18 protein-coding genes and 1 other RNA gene are annotated in these 16975 nt (G+C 43.8%); 11 read left to right on the forward strand and 8 right to left on the reverse strand.

The window, feature by feature from the left end; all coding sequences use genetic code 11:
- The first annotated feature begins 1 nt into the window (after window position 1).
- The 4 genes from IE130_RS07790 to adk all read left to right on the forward strand — a co-directional run bounded on the left by IE130_RS07790 (window position 2) and on the right by adk (window position 3420).
- A complete protein-coding gene (locus IE130_RS07790) occupies window positions 2-640 on the forward strand; it encodes a DsbE family thiol:disulfide interchange protein (RefSeq protein WP_189584215.1) in 639 nt (212 codons plus the stop codon).
- 35 nt (window positions 641-675) lie between these two features.
- Window positions 676-1257: a cytochrome c-type biogenesis protein gene (locus tag IE130_RS07795; RefSeq protein ID WP_373299657.1), complete on the forward strand. Its 582-nt coding sequence runs from the start codon at window positions 676-678 to the stop codon at window positions 1255-1257.
- Window positions 1254-2534, forward strand: coding sequence for a c-type cytochrome biogenesis protein CcmI (gene ccmI, locus IE130_RS07800; RefSeq protein WP_189584218.1), 1281 nt, complete (start codon window positions 1254-1256; stop codon window positions 2532-2534). Before IE130_RS07795 ends, ccmI begins: the two co-directional genes overlap by 4 nt.
- A gap of 217 nt (window positions 2535-2751) precedes the next feature.
- A complete protein-coding gene (adk, locus tag IE130_RS07805; protein ID WP_189584221.1) occupies window positions 2752-3420 on the forward strand; it encodes an adenylate kinase in 669 nt (222 codons plus the stop codon).
- A 202-nt stretch (window positions 3421-3622) separates the two neighbouring features.
- Here the strand turns inward: adk and secB are convergent, their stop codons facing one another.
- The 4 genes from secB to rsgA all read right to left on the reverse strand — a co-directional run bounded on the left by secB (window position 3623) and on the right by rsgA (window position 6557).
- The gene (gene secB / locus IE130_RS07810) at window positions 3623-4075 is read right to left on the reverse strand and encodes a protein-export chaperone SecB (RefSeq protein ID WP_010199239.1); all 453 of its coding nucleotides are present in this window, start codon (window positions 4073-4075) and stop codon (window positions 3623-3625) included.
- Window positions 4076-4290: 215 nt separating this feature from the next.
- On the reverse strand, window positions 4291-4554 hold the full coding sequence (gene grxC / locus IE130_RS07815; protein WP_010199242.1) for a glutaredoxin 3: 264 nt from the start codon (window positions 4552-4554) through the stop codon (window positions 4291-4293).
- 302 nt (window positions 4555-4856) lie between these two features.
- Window positions 4857-5312, reverse strand: a complete 456-nt coding sequence (locus IE130_RS07820; protein WP_010199245.1) for a rhodanese-like domain-containing protein — start codon at window positions 5310-5312, stop codon at window positions 4857-4859.
- A 141-nt stretch (window positions 5313-5453) separates the two neighbouring features.
- Entirely contained in the window at window positions 5454-6557 is a 1104-nt protein-coding gene (rsgA, locus tag IE130_RS07825) for a ribosome small subunit-dependent GTPase A (RefSeq protein WP_189584224.1), read from the reverse strand.
- Between the two features lie 228 nt (window positions 6558-6785).
- Here rsgA and orn point away from each other — a divergent pair, with 228 nt between their 5' ends.
- Entirely contained in the window at window positions 6786-7373 is a 588-nt protein-coding gene (gene orn, locus IE130_RS07830) for an oligoribonuclease (RefSeq protein ID WP_037033272.1), read from the forward strand.
- A 115-nt stretch (window positions 7374-7488) separates the two neighbouring features.
- On the opposite strand, the gene IE130_RS07835 is transcribed toward orn, so the two are convergent.
- Together IE130_RS07835 and IE130_RS07840 are read right to left on the reverse strand one after the other, a co-directional pair.
- Window positions 7489-8331 carry a UDP-2,3-diacylglucosamine diphosphatase gene (locus tag IE130_RS07835; protein ID WP_189584227.1) on the reverse strand — a complete coding sequence of 281 codons (843 nt, stop codon included), beginning with the start codon at window positions 8329-8331 and terminating at the stop codon, window positions 7489-7491.
- A gap of 115 nt (window positions 8332-8446) precedes the next feature.
- Window positions 8447-8962 carry a peptidylprolyl isomerase gene (locus IE130_RS07840; protein ID WP_189584230.1) on the reverse strand — a complete coding sequence of 172 codons (516 nt, stop codon included), beginning with the start codon at window positions 8960-8962 and terminating at the stop codon, window positions 8447-8449.
- Window positions 8963-9302: 340 nt separating this feature from the next.
- On the opposite strand from IE130_RS07840, the gene IE130_RS07845 reads away from it, so the two are divergent.
- From IE130_RS07845 to IE130_RS07865, 5 genes are all read left to right on the forward strand, one after another.
- Window positions 9303-11042 (forward strand): glutamine--tRNA ligase/YqeY domain fusion protein, encoded by a 1740-nt coding sequence (locus tag IE130_RS07845; protein ID WP_189584233.1) that lies wholly within the window; start codon window positions 9303-9305, stop codon window positions 11040-11042.
- Window positions 11043-11188: 146 nt separating this feature from the next.
- Window positions 11189-11935, forward strand: a complete 747-nt coding sequence (locus tag IE130_RS07850) for a phospholipase D family protein (protein ID WP_189584236.1) — start codon at window positions 11189-11191, stop codon at window positions 11933-11935.
- 247 nt (window positions 11936-12182) lie between these two features.
- The gene (locus tag IE130_RS07855; protein ID WP_010199256.1) at window positions 12183-12821 is read left to right on the forward strand and encodes a peroxiredoxin; all 639 of its coding nucleotides are present in this window, start codon (window positions 12183-12185) and stop codon (window positions 12819-12821) included.
- Window positions 12822-13051: 230 nt separating this feature from the next.
- Window positions 13052-13714: a glutathione S-transferase family protein gene (locus tag IE130_RS07860; protein WP_189584238.1), complete on the forward strand. Its 663-nt coding sequence runs from the start codon at window positions 13052-13054 to the stop codon at window positions 13712-13714.
- Window positions 13715-14083: 369 nt separating this feature from the next.
- On the forward strand, window positions 14084-14998 hold the full coding sequence (locus IE130_RS07865; RefSeq protein WP_189584241.1) for an META domain-containing protein: 915 nt from the start codon (window positions 14084-14086) through the stop codon (window positions 14996-14998).
- Window positions 14999-15116: 118 nt separating this feature from the next.
- On the opposite strand, the gene ruvC is transcribed toward IE130_RS07865, so the two are convergent.
- Window positions 15117-15701: a crossover junction endodeoxyribonuclease RuvC gene (ruvC, locus tag IE130_RS07870; RefSeq protein ID WP_010199263.1), complete on the reverse strand. Its 585-nt coding sequence runs from the start codon at window positions 15699-15701 to the stop codon at window positions 15117-15119.
- Window positions 15702-15960: 259 nt separating this feature from the next.
- Between ruvC and IE130_RS07875 the strand changes: the two genes are divergently transcribed.
- Entirely contained in the window at window positions 15961-16581 is a 621-nt protein-coding gene (locus IE130_RS07875) for an FxsA family protein (protein ID WP_189584244.1), read from the forward strand.
- 140 nt (window positions 16582-16721) lie between these two features.
- On the opposite strand, the gene ssrS is transcribed toward IE130_RS07875, so the two are convergent.
- A non-coding RNA gene (gene ssrS / locus IE130_RS07880) (6S RNA) lies at window positions 16722-16917 on the reverse strand.
- Window positions 16918-16975 lie beyond the last annotated feature (58 nt).

Genomic DNA, 16975 nt, shown 5'->3' on the forward strand with positions numbered 1-16975 from the left:
TATGACTAGGTCAAATAATACCTCTAATCAGAACGGCAACAAGACCATAAATAAAAAGCAGTTAAAGATATGGTTTGTCATTCCGCTCATCGTCTTTGCAGGCTTCGTGGTTATGCTCTACATGCGCTTAGGTCAGCCGACTGAGATCGTTACCAATACCGCGCTTGAGCGTCCAGTACCTGCTTTTGAGCTGCCATTGTTATCCGATACTAGCCGAATTATGACCAATGACAATCTGCCTGATCAACCGTTTTTGCTGAATATTTGGGGTTCTTGGTGTCCCACTTGTATTATCGAGCATCCTTTTTTAATGCAGTTAGAAGAGCGCGGTGTCAATTTGGTTGGCGTCAACTATAAAGATGAGATTGGTGATGCCCTCAGCTACCTCAACCGTGGTGGTGATCCATTCTCGATGTCTATTCAGGATTTATCGGGACAGTTTGCTCTAGACTTAGGTTTGACGGGTGCGCCTGAGACTTTCATCGTCGATGGTGAAGGGGTGATTCGTCAGCATATCATCGGTGAGATTAATGAGAGCAATTGGCAAAGTCGTATCACGCCTTGTCTCATGGTACTCAACGAAGCCAATGAGCGTAATGTCAGTCCTGACGCTACTCAGGTCAAGGAGGCGTGCAAATGATGACGATGTCTATAACGACTATGCTTATAAAAAACATGAAGACTCTGAGCACGACATTCGCCAGCTTTATATCTGCCTGTTTGTTAAGTATAAGTCTTGCTATGGGCGTAAGCATGACCGCTTATGCCGCCATTGACGTTTACGACTTTGACTCTATACAACAAGAAGCCCAGTATCGTGGTCTCATCGAAGAGCTGCGCTGTCCCAAATGCCAAAATCAAAACCTTGCAGGTTCTGATGCGCCAATTGCCCAAGACCTAAAGCAAAAAACCTACGATATGGTCAAAGATGGTCGTAGTGATACCGAGATTCGCAGTTATATGCAGGAGCGCTATGGTGACTTTATTAGCTATAAGCCACCTGTCCGTCCTTCGACGTGGATACTATGGTTTTTCCCGCCGTTATTACTGGTTTTTTTAATTGTTGGTTGGTTTTGGCAGAGTAAGCGCCATCAGCGTATTGCCAGTGGTCAAAGCGGAGTGACGGTGGACAGTGGCGCGGCTGCGTTGACGGCAGCAGAACAAGCTGAACTTGATCGCCTGTTATCACGCGCCGATAGCAATAATAGCGTCAATAGAACGGATCATGACATCACCAGCCTCGAGGACAAAAAATGACCCTATTTTCTACCGTTGGCTTATTCATTGCTCTAAGCTTATTTATCGCTTTGATCCTTGGTGTTATCGCCATCATGCCGTGGTTAAGAGCCTCACGCGCACCAGATAAACCCGTGGACAATCAGCTACTCGATATCAATATCGCTGTCTTTCGGGCGCGTCTAGCAGAACTAAAATCGGATAAGGATGCTGGCACGATTGATGATAGCCATTATCAAACCCAAAAGCTTGAGCTTGAACGTCAGCTTTTAGATGCACAGCGCGTTGTAGCACCGATGGTCGTACCGGGTATCAAAAGCCGATTGATTATTATAGTTTGGGTGCCGGTCTTGGCTGTCATGGCATATCTGATGATTGGTGATCGCACGCCTGTTTTTGAATTGTGGGCTGCCGAGGATAAAGTTGGTCAAGTTGCTGATGATTTACTCACAGGTAAGATTGACCAGCCGCCAGCATGGGCCATTGAAGATGGGCAGCAGCTGATTAGCGCTATGCAAACCAATGTCTATCGCCACGCTGATGACTACAATCGCTGGATGCGCTTATCAGAGTTATTCTTATCATTAGAGGCGACGGACTCGGCACTAGAAGCATTGTCGCGCGCCTATCGATTGTCGCCAGATAACGAAGAGATTGCGACGACGTACGCACAGATTAGTTTTTTTGCCAATAAAGGGCAGTTGGATGATAATAGTCGTCGTGTTTTGGAGGCGGTTTTAGCCAAAAATCCACAGCATGAGGGTGCGCAAATGCTCATGGCAATGGGTGAGGCACGCAGTAGTAACTTTGATCAAGCACAAGGCTGGATTAAGCGTTTGCGCGCTAGTATTGCGGCCAAGCCTGGGGATCATACACAAGCGCTGGCCAGTTTGGACGAGTTGAGTGCTAATGTGACGACTCAGCAACAACAAGCCTCTGAAGGTATCGACGTCACAATAACGATCAATGCCAGTTTGTTACCGCTGGTCAAAGGCGATGATGTTTTGTTTGTAGCGATACGCGATGTCAAAGGTGGTCCGCCGTTTGCTGCTAAGCGTTTGCCAATTAGCGTGATTAAGCAAGGTGAGGTCAATATCAGTCTAAGCGATCTTGATGCCATGATGCCGACAAGAACGCTAAAATCTGCCCGTGCGGAAAAAATACAGTTGGCCGTCATTGCCCGTATTAGCCATAGCGGCAATGCCAGTGCAGAGTCAGGTGATTTATCGGGTAATCCTGTGGTGATTAGCGCTGAGCAAAATCAGGTCAACGTTGATATCAATCAACAGGTTCCTTGATATAATTCCCTCACACCATCAGTTTTTAATACCATTGCTGTTGCCCGTCGGAGTCACGCGCAATAGCATTATATGAACAGATAAGTCATGGCAACTTATCACAGTAATAATGAAAATACTTGAGCTTTGCAAAGCCACAAGGTAAGGTAGCTTTGCAATCAACCAATCCCTGATTTTTATTTGTCCCAAAATCCCATTTATTAAGGAGAGTCGTGTAATGATGCGTATTATTTTGCTAGGTCCACCAGGCGCCGGTAAAGGTACCCAAGCCCAGTTTATCTCTAAAGAATATGATATTCCGCAGATCTCAACGGGTGATATGCTGCGTGCAGCAATCAAAGAAGGTAGCGAGCTTGGCAAACAAGCCAAAGACATTATGAATGCTGGTGGTTTGGTTTCTGACGATCTCATCATCAACCTAGTGAAAGAACGTATCGCTAAGCCTGACTGTGCTAATGGTTGTATCTTGGATGGTTTTCCACGTACGATTCCTCAAGCCCAAGCACTTGCTGATGCAGACGTTGCGATTGATCATGTGATTGAAATCAGTGTGCCTGATGATGAAATCGTCAATCGCCTATCTGGTCGTCGCCAGCATCCAGGCTCAGGTCGTGTATATCATGTCGATCATAATCCACCGAAGCAAGAAGGCCTTGATGATGTGACTGGCGAAGCGCTTATCCAGCGTGAAGACGATGAAGAGTCTACCATTCGCGACCGTCTGTCTACTTATCATGAGCAAACATCAGCGCTCGTTGGTTTTTATCAAGACAAAGCCAAAGAAGGCGGCGATGTTGGTAATGCAGCGCCTAACTATGACAAGTTTGATGGTACCCAAGGCATCGATGAGGTTAAGCAACAAATTTTGTCTGCACTAAAAGGCTAGCTATCGATTGTAAATGATAGATGTAGTCAGTAAAAACCCTGTTCATTAGCAGGGTTTTTTTATGTCCAAAAATTGATAGTGATAAAACTGCCTTAACATTATGGAAACCAATCCATAAAAAAAGCCGCTCACTCATCATGAGTAAACGGCTTTTTTATCAAAATATATGACTTATAAAGTCAGTACATTTCTGATTTAAAACTTATGCGTTACCTTCAGCATCTACTTGCGCTTGTTGCTGGCTTTGCGCGTAAGCTTGATCAAAATTTACGGGTGCTAGCAATAACTGCGGGAAGCTACCACGCGTCACGATGTCGCTGATGACTTCGCGAGCGTATGGGAATAGCACGTTAGGGCAGTATGCACCTAAAATTTGACCAATTTGGTCTTCTGGAATATCTTTTAATAAGAAAATACCGGCTTGATGCACTTCAGCGATAAACGCCGCTTCATCTGCGTTTTTAGCCGTGACGCTTACCGTCAAAATCACTTGATAATGATCGTCGTCAAGTTTTTCAGCGTTACTTGATAAGTTGATATCCAGCTCAGGGTTCCACTCTTTGGTGAATACGCCAGCGCCTGGTACTTCAAGTGACATGTCTTTGACGTAAATGCGTTCTAGTGCCAATTGTGGTTGTGCTTGTTCTTCAGCCATGATAATTCCTCTAAAAGTTAATCAAATGAGTGGGCAAATAATAATTGTAATATAAATCGAGACTATGTTTCGAGGTTATTTCGAAGTTATTTAGACATTATCTCGATATTTTTTTACCAATTTTTTATTCTTGCCGTTGTTGATCTTCGAATATCAAATCTTTACAAACGCAAAGATAGCACAGGTAAAGAGTGACAGTAAGCAAAGTTAACAGATTAACCTGCTAATAGCTCGTCAAGTTTGCCCTGTTGGTTCATTTGATTGAGCTCATCAAAACCACCAACGAAAGTCTCACCGACGAAAATTTGTGGTACGGTGCGATAGTTATTGGTTTTTTGCATCAAAGCACGGCGCTCATCGCTGCTCATGTCATGCATACCGATTTCTTCATAGTCAACGCCTTTAGACTTTAGCAGTTGTTTGGCGTTTGAGCAGTAAGGGCAGATAGGAGTGGTGTAAACTTTAACAGATACAGTCATGGTAAATCCTTATTTATCAGTTTATGCGGCAACAGTTTTATTATAAACACTCATGTTATAAAAAATATTATAATCCGTCACCAACGAGTAAATTACAAACGTAATTGGTTATGCTCATTATAAAGTGGGGATGGGTAGCATAAATTCAAGCTGGCTAAGCCCAAAAGGTGTGACAGTAGCGTAAATGCCACACAAAAAAAGACACCCAATGAAGAAGTGTCTTTTTTCTAACTTTGCGCTGCTAGCAGTGAGAACGAGCGTGTAGCCTGAGCAAGCTATTTGATTAAGTAGATTTAAGCAAGCTACTTATGCAAGCTCGGTTTTGCCTTACCTTTATTCTTAGATTTGGCATCTTTTACACCGACCAATGGCATGCCAGCACTTTGCCAACCGCCAACACCGCCTTCTAAGCGGTAAACACTGTCTTTGCCAATCATTTGGATGGCTGCGCCTGCTTGCACGCCCATATCGCAAATGATGATGACTGGATGCTCAATCGCACGAATCTCTTCGATGCGGTCTTTGAGATCAGTAAAAGGTATGTTGCGGCTGCCTTGGATATAACCGGTCTCAAACTTCTTTTTGGCTCGAATATCGATAAGCTGCGCGTTTTGCGAGTTCACCATCATCCCAAGGGTATTGGGTGATATTTTCTTACCGCTACGTTTGTTTTCGATGGCAAAGAACAGTACGGCAAGTACGGCTAATATGCCAAATAAAAACGGGTGGTTACCCACAAATTCTAGCGCACGATCCAAAACATACCTCCAAAAATGAGTGTTCTGTTAAGCTGAGAAGACAGCCTAACGATATTGAACAAGGCGCTATTATACCGATAAGGTCATCTATAGTAAACGTGTGATGCTCAACCTAACGTTTAACAGTTAATAAGGCAACGGTTAATAAGGTTTGGTGTCAGCTTCTTCTCTTAGCGTCACCAAATTTTCAACGCGGCGTTGCAGCACTTCACCGTCAGCAACGGCTTGCCATAACGCGCAGCCTTTGCTGTTGTGAGTGTGGCGACAATCACGGAATTGACAGTCACCTGACAGTGGTGCAAGCTCAACGAAGCCTGAGATGATATCATCCGGCGTCAAATGCCAAATACCATATTCGCGAATACCCGGCGTATCAACGATACCGCCTTGGGTTAAATCATCAGGGTTGAAGGGTAACAGACGGCTGGTGGTGGTGGTATGTTGACCAAGCTTTGAGTTCTCAGAGATGATATTGACGATCTGCCCAGAGTCTGGCAATAGCGCATTGATTAAACTGCTTTTACCAACGCCCGATTGTCCGGCAAAAATAACCAGCTTTTTATCTATGTAGCGCTTGAGCTCATCCAGTCCTTCTTGTTCATCGCTATCTGCGACGTTTTCTGGGCAATCAACTGAGGTTAATACGCTCTCATAACCAAGGGCAGCATACTGTGCCAACAGCTCACTGGTATCGACGCCGTTTTCTGCTGCTAGTAAATCGGCTTTATTCAGCACCAATAGTGGCTTTACACCAGCATGATGACAGACGACCAAATAGCGATCGATTAAGGTTGGCGCAGCAGCAGGCAACGGCGCAAACACAATGGCGAGAATATCGACATTGGCAGCAACGGGCTTGAGCTTGTGATAGCGATCAGGGCGTGAGACGAGAGACGTGCGCGGCTTGACTGATTCGATACGTCCAAAGCCCGTATTAGAATCGGCGCTCCAGCGTACTTGGTCACCAGCGGCCAGCATCGGCAAATTGGTACGTACATGACAGCGCCAAATATCACCCAATTCAAGCGTTTGCCAAAACGGCTCAGGATCATCAGGGGCAACTTCTGGCTGCGCTGGGATGACCGCTGGCAAGCTGGTGACTTGTACTTCTAATTGCTTACCATAGTGCGCCATGACCACGCCATCCATCAAACTCTCATCGATGCTGTCTTGACTGATCAGCTGTTGTTTGTCGATGCGCCGAATCTGTTGTTTGGTCAGCTTGCGTTGCCGGATTAATGCCATGAGAGTGTGACCTATTAAAAAAATATTGCTAAGTGTAGCGTGAAAATTTGCTAACATACAGCCTAAAGCGCCTGTGCCAGACAGTGGTTTTGTAATGTTTAAGTTTTTTTGGATGTTATGAACCACCAAGCGCACAGCAATGCCATCTGCGCGTTGCCAGCTGGTGATGATTTACGTAAGTAATACTGCGCCAAAGTTGTTCCAAACTTTTTGACCATAGGACAAAATATGAGTACCGATGACCATCCCAATAAGATTAAAATCAGAAACCAAGGCAAAAAAGGGCTGGTATGGATTGACCTAGAAATGACCGGACTTGATACCATCAATGACGAGATTATCGAGATTGCTACCGTGGTGACGGACGAGGATCTCAATGTCCTTGCTGAAGGACCTGTATTCGCTATCAAAGTGTCTGACCGTATTTTAAACGGCATGGATGATTGGAATACCAAGCAGCATGGGCAGTCAGGGTTGGTGGATCGTGTGCGCCGTAGTACCGTGACATTGGCAGAAGCAGAAGCTGAGACGATTAAGTTCCTCAATAAATGGGTCGATAGCGGCAAGTCACCCATGTGTGGCAACTCCATCTGTCAAGATCGTCGCTTTATGGCGCGCCAAATGCCTGAGCTTGAGCGATTCTTTCACTATCGCAACCTTGATGTGTCATCAATCAAAGAGCTGTGTTTCCGCTGGCGTCCTGATATTCTCAGAAACTTTGAAAAAGGTGGCAGTCATTTAGCATTGGATGATATTCGCGATTCTATCCGTGAACTAAAGCATTATCGTCAGCATTTCTTTAAACTCATGCCTTAGGATAATGGTTAGCAGAATAGCGATTCGCAGAATGTGAAATGGTATAAAAAAGGGTCTGTTACTTATGCAACAGACCCTTTTTCTTTTAAATGAAAAGTACTTAATGAGGCGCACCCTACACTAAATAACTAAACTCAACCAAATCAAATTCTGTATGGTCGTTTTTTACGCTTACCTCTGTCACAACTGCGCCAATCACCGCACTGACTTTGGATTGGCGTTTTTCTTCATCGAGCAAGCGCCAATCCCCAAGGACATAACGTATCTTATCATTATCCCTGTGATGAACATCTGGACGATGAGTATGTCCATGTAATAGCGCATCATTGTTATTCACTGCGGCTGCCACAGCTTTGTCATTAACATCCATAATATGCGCGGCTTTATTGGCATTGTTCTTTTGACTTTTTTTACGCATGTTATCGGCGATAGCCAAGCGCTTCTCTAAAGGTTTGTTCAGCAAATACCATTGGGTCATAGGATTGCGCATTATTTTGCGAAAAAACTGATATTTTTTATCATCAGTACACAAGGCATCGCCATGCTCTAAGCGGTAGTCTTGTTGACCGACTTTTAAGGCGTAAGGCTCAAAAATAAGCTCGCCACCAAATAAATTGCAAAAAGGCTGCCCCAATAAAAAATCACGGTTGCCATGCATGACTAAAATCTCGCAGCCAGCTACGCGTAGTTTTTTCAACTTAGTAATAAGTGGGGTAAGCCAATGACTTTGTCGCTCATCTTCTGATAAGGACAAATACACATCATCACCTAGCCAAACTTCGAACCAATCGCCCAAAATGAATAGGCGCTTAAGCGCAGGCAAGGCAAGGCAATCATCTAGTAGCGCCAAAAAAGCCTGCACTAAGGCAGGCTCTTCAGGCGATAAATGCAAATCGCTAATCAATACTTGCCGCACCTCATGAGGGCGGGTGGTAATTAGATGGTCAAAACTTTGCATTTATCCTTATCCTCGTGACTTGTCATAAGCTTCTATCGATAATGCTTATATCTTGACTATCACTTAATAACCATTACTTATTAAATGTTACTGAGAAGCCATTTTTTAATAACTATTACTGAGTAATGATGGTCGCTGAGTTGATAACGACTGGCTCTTTTGGTACGTCAGCATGCATGCCGAAACGACCAGTAGGAACGCCGCGCATTTTTTCGATCACATCCATACCGCTTGTCACTTTACCAAATACAGTGTAGCCCCAGCCCTGCATGTTTTTGCCAGTATGGTTTAGGAAGTCGTTGTCTTTTACGTTAACGAAAAACTGACTGGTTGCTGAATGTGGATCTTGGGTACGCGCCATCGCAATCGTACCAGCATCATTTTTTAGACCATTGTCTGCTTCGTTTTCAACTGGAGCATTGGTTGGCTTTTCATTCATTTCAGCGTCCATTCCGCCGCCTTGAATCATAAAACCATCAATGATGCGATGAAAAATCGTGCCATCATAATGACCAGATTTTACGTAGTTTAAAAAGTTTTCTACGGTTTTTGGCGCTTTTTCTTCATTGAGTTCGATAACGATCGCACCCATATTGGTTTCAAGCTCTACTACTGGTGGCATGTCTACCATAAGATATTCCTTTTTGATTGCAGCGCCTAAAATGACGCTGTTAAGTGGTGGATAAAAAGTTGGTGGTTAAAAGTTATGGCTAGTCTAACGGCTTTTTTATCCCGTGTCATGTATCTGGCTGTTAATGCGTTTGCAAAAGCTGATAGAATAACGCAACTTTCCATTTTTAATGATTTTTGAACGCTGATTTTAACAGCGCCAATTTTAACAATTGGGTTTATGATCATCCATTTTTAGTAGCTTAGTTTTAGTAAATTGGTTTTAATAGTTTGGTTTAAGTTTTCATGAGGCGTGATGGCACGCTGCATGAATGGACAATTTGCGTTAGGAGCAATGCCCGATGAGTGAGCACTCAAGCAACAATGCACAAAAAGATGAACAAAAAAACGACTTTATTCGTAATATCATTCGTGATGATGTCAATGCGCAAAAATACCAGCAGATTGTGACCCGTTTTCCGCCTGAGCCAAATGGCTACTTGCATTTGGGTCACGTAAAGTCTATTTGTCTAAACTTTGGCGTCGCTAAAGAGTTTGGTGGTATCTGTCATTTGCGCTATGACGACACCAACCCAACGGCCGAAAAGCAAGATTACATCGATAATATCAAAAACGATGTGCAATGGTTGGGCTTTGACTGGGCAGGCGAGGCGCTGCATGCTTCTAGCTACTTCGACCAGCTATATGTTTGGGCGGTGCAGTTGATCGAGCAGGGTGATGCATACGTTGACCTACAGACGCCTGAGCAAATCAAAGAAAATCGTGGCTCATTCAATGAGGCAGGCAAGCCGTCACCGCAGCGTGATGCCAGCGTAGCAGACAATTCAGCATTGTTTGAAGACATGAAAAACGGCAAATATGCAGACGGTACTGCCGTATTACGTGCCAAAATTGACATGACTGATGCCAATATGAATATGCGCGACCCAATTATCTACCGTGTGATGCATCAAGAACATCATCAGACCGGTGATAAATGGTGCATTTATCCTATGTATGATTTTGCCCATCCGTTGTCAGATGCCTTAGAAGGCATTACTCATTCGCTATGTACCCTTGAGTTTGAAGACCATCGTCCGTTTTATGATTGGATTGTCAATAAAATCGGCTTCGAGCAACCGCCGCATCAGTATGAGTTCTCACGCCTCAATGTTGACCATACATTGACCAGTAAGCGTAAGCTCAAGCAATTGGTCGATGAAGCTATCGTCGATGGCTGGGATGATCCGCGCATGCCAACCGTCGCTGGTATGCGTCGTCGCGGCTATACGCCTGAAGGCTTGCGTGATTTCTGTGATCGCGTTGGTGTCTCCAAAGCGGATGGTGTGACCGATATGCGTTTGCTAGAATTTAGTATTCGTCAGTCGTTAGACAATACGACAGCACGTGGTATGGCAGTGCTTAAGCCATTAAAAGTGACTATTACTAACTTCAGCGATGCGGTCAGTCAGTGGGAAATGCTAAAAGCGGACAGCGTCAATGCGCGCTTTGACGCTGAGGCACAAACCTTATGGTTGACGCAGCCAAACCATCCTAATATTGATATGGGCGAGCGTGAGATTCCGTTTACCGAGACCCTTTATATCGATAAAGGCGATTACGAGATTGAACCGCCAGCAGGCTATAAGCGTCTATCACCTGAAAAGCCAGAAATTCGTTTGCGTAATACTTACGTATTGGCCGTGACCGAGCATATTACCGATGATAGTGGCAACGTCGTGGAGCTAAAAGCGACGATTGATCCGACGACCTTGGGTCAAAACCCTGAAGGCCGCAAGGTTAAAGGTGTGATTCATTGGGTATCGGCGAGCCAAGGGATTCCAGCCACCGTGCGTCTATACGAGCCGCTATTCAGTGTCGAAGATCCGAGTAACGTCAGTGACGTCCATCAAGCATTGAACCCTAACTCATTGACCGAGCTGAATGCCGTGGTTGAGCCATCATTGGTCAATGCTGATGCTGGCACGCGCTTCCAGTTTGAGCGTGAAGGCTACTTTATCTCTGATAGCGAAGAGCACAGTAGTGACCAGCCCGTGTTTAATCAAATTGTCAGCTTGCGTGACAGTTATAAACCAGCTTAATCTGTGTCAGTCGTAGCCTTATCGATAGCATTTTAATCTGATAATCAACAATAGTAGTTTGCAATGTTGCCCATTTCTAGTACGCTAGGGATGGGTTTTTTTGTGACTACGCAAAAATTTTGATAATAGATGTTGGGGGCATTAGAATGGCAAAGTTTTTAAATAGCAGTGGGACGACTTATCATTTAGAAGAGTTGATTAAAAACGCGTCTGACAGATTGATTATTATCAGCCCCTATTTAAAACTCAATGAGCGCATCAAAGAGCTATTAGAGGATCGTAACCGTCTTAAAATCGATATTCGCATTGTCTATGGCAAAAATGACTTGCACCCCGAAGAGATTAATTGGCTGAAAAACCTCACTTTTATCCGTACCAGCTTTTGCAAAAACTTGCATGCCAAATGCTACCTTAACGAAAATGAGTGCATCATTACCAGCCTGAATCTCTATGAATTTAGCCAAGTCAATAATAATGAAATGGGCGTGCTGATTTACCGTAACGAAGACGCCAAGCTTTATGCCGACACTTATGAGGAAGCTCAGCGTATTATTCGTATCAGTGATGAAGTCCGCATGTCCCTTGAAAAAGTAAGCGAATCTGATAACAAGACTGACTCTAATGCTAAAACAGCAAGCGCTACAGTTCAAGCGACGGCTATCGCCACTACAGAAGCGGCAACGCCTAATTACTCCAAACTTACTACGGCGAAGCTGGCGAAAGAATTAGGCTTGAAGACGCAAGAATTAAACGATAAGCTCCTTGCCGCAGGCTATCTAGTAGAGCAAGAAGGCGAGTTGGTATTGACGGATATTGGACGTACGGCTGGAGGTACTAGCAAACGTGGTAAATTTGGCGAGTTTTGTTTGTGGGATTCAGGAATGGTGGTTTAAATAGAAACTCTATCACCTGTTATTTTTTTAAACCCAAATGGTATAACCGCATTACAATCCGTCACAAGACATTGATAATCAGTTTGTTAAGATAAAGTAAGTTTTTCCTGACGTGTAGCCAGTCCTTTCTTATGACGGCGCGCGTCAATGATAATAATAGAGCGCGTGATTTTCTTTATATGCTAATGCTTAAACATTGGCTTTTAGAGACCAGCGCTCATCACTAACAATAGCTAAGGAATTAAGCATGGCACATTTACGTTTAGGTGATAGCGCACCGAATTTTGACGCCACTACGACAGACGGCGACATCAATTTTTATGATTGGGCAGGAGATAGCTGGGTGGTTTTCTTTTCACATCCTGCAGACTACACGCCAGTATGTACGACTGAGCTTGGTCGTACCGCGGCATTAGGTGGCGAGTTTCAAAAGCGCAATGTGAAGCCAATCGCTTTATCAGTTGATGGCTTAGAAGATCACAAAGGCTGGGTTGGCGATATTGAAGAGACTCAAGGAACTGCTGTCAACTTTCCAATCATTGCTGACTCTGAGCGCACCGTGGCCAATCTTTATGACATGATTCATCCCAATGCGGATAATACAGCGACGGTTAGAAGTGTCTTTATTATTGATCCTAACAAAAAAGTACGTTTGACCTTAACGTATCCAGCCAGCTGTGGTCGCAATTTCGACGAGATTATTCGCGTTATTGACGCTATGCAATTGTCGGACAAATATAACGTCGCCACTCCCGTCGACTGGAAAGACGGCGATGATGTCATCATTCCACCAAGCGTAAAAAATGAAGATATTGCAGCCAATTATCCTAAAGGTCATACAGAAATTAAGCCTTATTTGCGCACCACGCCAGCGCCTAACAAATAAAGTGCGCGTTTTTATAATTGCTTAAAAAATAAAAACCCTATAACTTACTGTTATGGGGTTTTTTACTATTCATATCACAAGCAGCGACAAGGTTTTGCTATGATAAAAAAACCAATAGTCACTGCGCTAAGCGAGCAATAATAAACTTCTGTGCTTTGATAATACAACGGAAATCATAAAAATTTACCGTTATCGTTCTTTTCGGAAATAATACTTAAAAGGAATTTGCCATGAAAAAACTATATATAACCCGTACTGCACCCAACCCTCGTAAAGCCCTTATTTTGCTTGCATCAAAAGGCATTGATGTCGATGATATGGATGACATCGACGTGATAGACATTGATTTTGCTGCTAACGAGCAGATGTCAGAGGCTTTCACTCAAATGAATCCGATGCAGACTGTACCTGTTTTAACGTTAGATGATGGTACGATGCTCAATGATTCGCAGGCGGTTTGTGAGTATCTTGATCGCGTTTATGGTGAGCGCTCAGTGATGGGTAACGATGTGGTACAACGTGCCCAAGTTTGTTCTATGCGCCGCATCGCGGAGTTTGAAATACTGTACAATTTGATGCTGGCATTTCAGCACAGTCATCCGTTAAAGGCACAACGTGTTGACCAAGTACCAGAATTTGTAGCACCGTCCATTGCGCGTGCTGTCAAAGCCTTGGCATATTTCGAAGCAAGCTTAGAAGGTCATGAGTATCTAGTCGGGGATCAACTGAGCTTTGCAGATATCGTACTATATCTTGGTTTGGACTTTGGCAAAGCATTAAAAGTAGACCCCAAGGCTCATGGCGCGAATCTTGCGCGGTTTTATGAAAAAATGCATGAGCGTTTCAGTATTAAAAAACTGGCAAAAGCAGAGCCTAAAGCGACCAATGAATAGTAGACAGTAATTAAATCTGACTTTTTCCGTGCAATTAGAACAGGTTACATTGTCAATTGTGCTTTAGGTTTTAGTGATTTGAAGTGTTAACTATCAACTGTGTAAATAGCTGTATTGAACACCCAAATAGGGATGGTTAACTAGAACTGTTAGCCATCCCTATTTTTTGGAAACTCACTATGTTTATTTATTAAAATATCATTAATAAAATGAAACGTTTCATTACATACGATAATAGGATCGAGGTTATAGTGGTTAAATTGTATCGGATTGCTGCTATTGGTTTTGTTTTATGAATAGCTATAAGAATCCTTATAAGTTAATACAGTCGTAGCAGGCATCAGATAAGCTTAGTAAGAGAGGCGTAGTATGGTAGACATAAAAAGGCAACCAATCACAAAACTACTGTTATTACCCAGCGTATTGGCAGTCAGTCTGACACTAGGTGCTTGTCAAAAAAACGCCCCATCTACGGAGAGCGAAGGGACAGATGCTACGGCAAGTGCAGAGATGAGGGCTACTCTAGCAAACACAGAAGCTGAGCCTGATGCTAATGAGGCAGTGGCGGCATCTGAAGTAACTGAGCTCAGCGTTGAACAACAGATGATTGGCAATCTTGCGCGCCATCGTTGGACACTGATGACTGCCAAAGGTGCGAGCGATCAACCATTAGCGCCCCTGATAAATATTAAGGATCAGGTGACGCTGTTATTTAATCAAGGTCAAGATACCTTAAGTTATAGCGTTGGCTGCAATACGATGAGCGCTGCCTATGAATTACAAGCTCAAAGGTTAACGATAGAAGATAGTATGAGCACTAAGATGTCGTGTGGCAATCTTGATAGCGCAGAGAGTCTTTTAAATACGCTCATGCAAGGTAGTAGCGAGTTAACTGTCACTGAAGGTGAGACGCCACTATTGACGCAAGTGACTAATGATTCGATGACCTTGATTTGGACAGGTAGGCTCACTTCACAAGCCAAATATAATAGCAAAGGCGAGACCGTCTTTTGGGCAGTGAGTAGCGAAAAAATCGCTTGTGGTGATGCTGACTCTAGGATGTGTCTGCAAGTCAAGCCTGTTACTTATGATGATCAGGGCCTGAAAACCAGCGAAGGCAAGTGGACAGCATTCAAGGGTGACATTGATGGCTATCAACACGACGGCATGCATGAGGAAGTACTACGCCTACAGCGCTACCATATCGACAATAACGAGAATGCAGAAGGCGAAGAATATGCTTATGTGTTAGATGCTGTGATTGAGAGTGCCGTCGCAGAGTAGACGACGGGTGAAGCGATTTTATTATTATAGTTAAATGATTGAGATGATTGAAAAAAAACACGCGCCATTTGATCGCGTGTTTTTTTTATGGTTGTTTGCTGTATTTTGGCTTCTTATCTTATCGTAAATTACCTAAATCTTCTTCCGTCAAACGCCAGCGACCTTTTTTCTTAGACGCACCGCGTCCACGCATGGCGCTATTTAGGAGCAACTTGTTCATTGAATGGCTTGAATGCGCATGACAAATAGCGCAGGCAAGACCATCAGCGGCATCTTGTTGTGGTACGACATCTAAAGACAGTATCCGGCAGACCATCTCTTGTACTTGCTCTTTGGCTGCGGCACCATAACCGCACACAGCTTGCTTGATCTGGCGTGCGGTATATTCTGATACTTCCAAATCCAGTGCCACCATCGCTGCAATGGCTGCGCCTCGTGCTTGTCCAAGTTTAAGCGCAGAATCTGGGTTTTCTGCCATAAATACTTGCTCAATTGCGGTATAGATAGGCTCTTCTGCATATTTTAGATGATGCTGGGTGATACGCGTCAAGCCATTAAAGATGCGCTTTAGGCGCTCAGGCATCTCTTTAGTATCCGTACGAATGGTACCCGCGTCAATATAGGTCAGCTTATCGCCCGTTTGTTGCACGATACCATAACCCGTCATACGTGAGCCTGGGTCAATCCCGATAATAATTGCCATAGTATTCCGTCTTACTTACATTTTGTTTTATATTCAATCCTATATAAATCGGATACGGTGTCAGACTCGCTTAGCCTACTACTCGTAGTACTTTCACTCATCTTCCTTGTATCCAAATTATATTGCCCCGACTATATGGCTTAAAAATACGCCTTAAGTTTGATAGTATAGCAATCAATCCCCATATACATCATATGTTAGCCATCTTAATTTGTATGGCGCTCAATTTATTGGTTTTTATTTTATAGGACGACACTTTATGGGTCAGATAGTTGGTATTGCCATCGTTTGGTTTATTATCGAGATGCTACTGTGGTATTTAATTGCCCAGTTTATGAGCGGTTGGTGGGTATTCATGTGGTTTATTATCGCCGCAGTTATCGGTATCACCCTTATTCGTAAGGGTATGGCAGCGCTCAATCCGATGGCTCAGCAAATGAAAGCGGGCGGCATGATGAACCCAGCGATGCGTCCACAAGAATCAACCATGCTTAAAAGTGTGGCCATGGCAGCGGCTGGTATTTTGCTACTTATTCCAGGTGTGCTTAGCGATTTGCTTGCACTGCTTGTGGTGTTACCGCCTGTGCAAAAGAAGCTTAAAGACTTTGCTAATAATTACGTCATGAACAACCAGCAAAAAATGATGGAGATGATGGCCAAACAGATGGGCGGCGGTCAAAACCCATTCGGCGGCGCAGGCGGTATGGGTGGACAAAATCCATTCGGCGGAGCAGGCGGCACGAATGGCCAAAATCCATTTGGTCAGCAACAACAAAACCCATTTGGGGATGTGTTCAAGCAGCATACAACCGTTGACGGGACTGCCAAAAACATTCCTAAAGATGTCAAAAAGATTACCAAATCTGCTAATGATGAATAAAAATAGCGAAAAATTGACATAAAAAAAGCCCCTTACGTCATTGACGAGAGGGGCTTTTTGTTGGTTATTATGAACCTCTTATAAACTTATAGGTTATTAATAAACCTAGTGAATATAAATAGAGACATGACTAACCGAATATAACAACCGAAATGCCGCCGTAAGATGGTGACCCATGAACCGTGAAGTTCAGGGCGGATGCGTCACTGCCTCTGCAGGTTTCCTGATACACCGCAAGCGGTGCAGGCATACACAATGAAGCAATAGGTACCACATCCTGGTAAAGCATTATCGGCTCAGGGAATAAACATCTACTAGCCAACACTTCAGAATAGATTTATCTTAACTAATGGCATAGCTGATTGCAAGCTCGGTTTACAGATTAATACGTCTT

This window comes from Psychrobacter glaciei, from assembly GCF_014652895.1.
Classification (GTDB): Bacteria; Pseudomonadota; Gammaproteobacteria; order Pseudomonadales; family Moraxellaceae; genus Psychrobacter; species Psychrobacter glaciei.

Bases quoted from the DNA above. Each gene is read 5' to 3' on its own strand.
- IE130_RS07860 (WP_189584238.1), top strand. From the start codon at position 13,052: ATGAAAAAACTATATATAACCCGTACTGCACCCAACCCTCGTAAAGCC.
- secB (WP_010199239.1), bottom strand. From the start codon at position 4,075: ATGGCTGAAGAACAAGCACAACCACAATTGGCACTAGAACGCATTTAC.
- IE130_RS07790 (WP_189584215.1), top strand. From the start codon at position 2: ATGACTAGGTCAAATAATACCTCTAATCAGAACGGCAACAAGACCATA.
- ccmI (WP_189584218.1), top strand. From the start codon at position 1,254: ATGACCCTATTTTCTACCGTTGGCTTATTCATTGCTCTAAGCTTATTT.
- IE130_RS07850 (WP_189584236.1), top strand. From the start codon at position 11,189: ATGGCAAAGTTTTTAAATAGCAGTGGGACGACTTATCATTTAGAAGAG.
- IE130_RS07795 (WP_373299657.1), top strand. From the start codon at position 676: ATGAAGACTCTGAGCACGACATTCGCCAGCTTTATATCTGCCTGTTTG.
- orn (WP_037033272.1), top strand. From the start codon at position 6,786: ATGAGTACCGATGACCATCCCAATAAGATTAAAATCAGAAACCAAGGC.
- adk (WP_189584221.1), top strand. From the start codon at position 2,752: ATGATGCGTATTATTTTGCTAGGTCCACCAGGCGCCGGTAAAGGTACC.
- IE130_RS07875 (WP_189584244.1), top strand. From the start codon at position 15,961: ATGGGTCAGATAGTTGGTATTGCCATCGTTTGGTTTATTATCGAGATG.
- IE130_RS07855 (WP_010199256.1), top strand. From the start codon at position 12,183: ATGGCACATTTACGTTTAGGTGATAGCGCACCGAATTTTGACGCCACT.
- IE130_RS07835 (WP_189584227.1), bottom strand. From the start codon at position 8,331: ATGCAAAGTTTTGACCATCTAATTACCACCCGCCCTCATGAGGTGCGG.
- IE130_RS07845 (WP_189584233.1), top strand. From the start codon at position 9,303: ATGAGTGAGCACTCAAGCAACAATGCACAAAAAGATGAACAAAAAAAC.
- rsgA (WP_189584224.1), bottom strand. From the start codon at position 6,557: ATGGCATTAATCCGGCAACGCAAGCTGACCAAACAACAGATTCGGCGC.
- IE130_RS07865 (WP_189584241.1), top strand. From the start codon at position 14,084: ATGGTAGACATAAAAAGGCAACCAATCACAAAACTACTGTTATTACCC.
- grxC (WP_010199242.1), bottom strand. From the start codon at position 4,554: ATGACTGTATCTGTTAAAGTTTACACCACTCCTATCTGCCCTTACTGC.
- IE130_RS07840 (WP_189584230.1), bottom strand. From the start codon at position 8,962: ATGGTAGACATGCCACCAGTAGTAGAGCTTGAAACCAATATGGGTGCG.
- ruvC (WP_010199263.1), bottom strand. From the start codon at position 15,701: ATGGCAATTATTATCGGGATTGACCCAGGCTCACGTATGACGGGTTAT.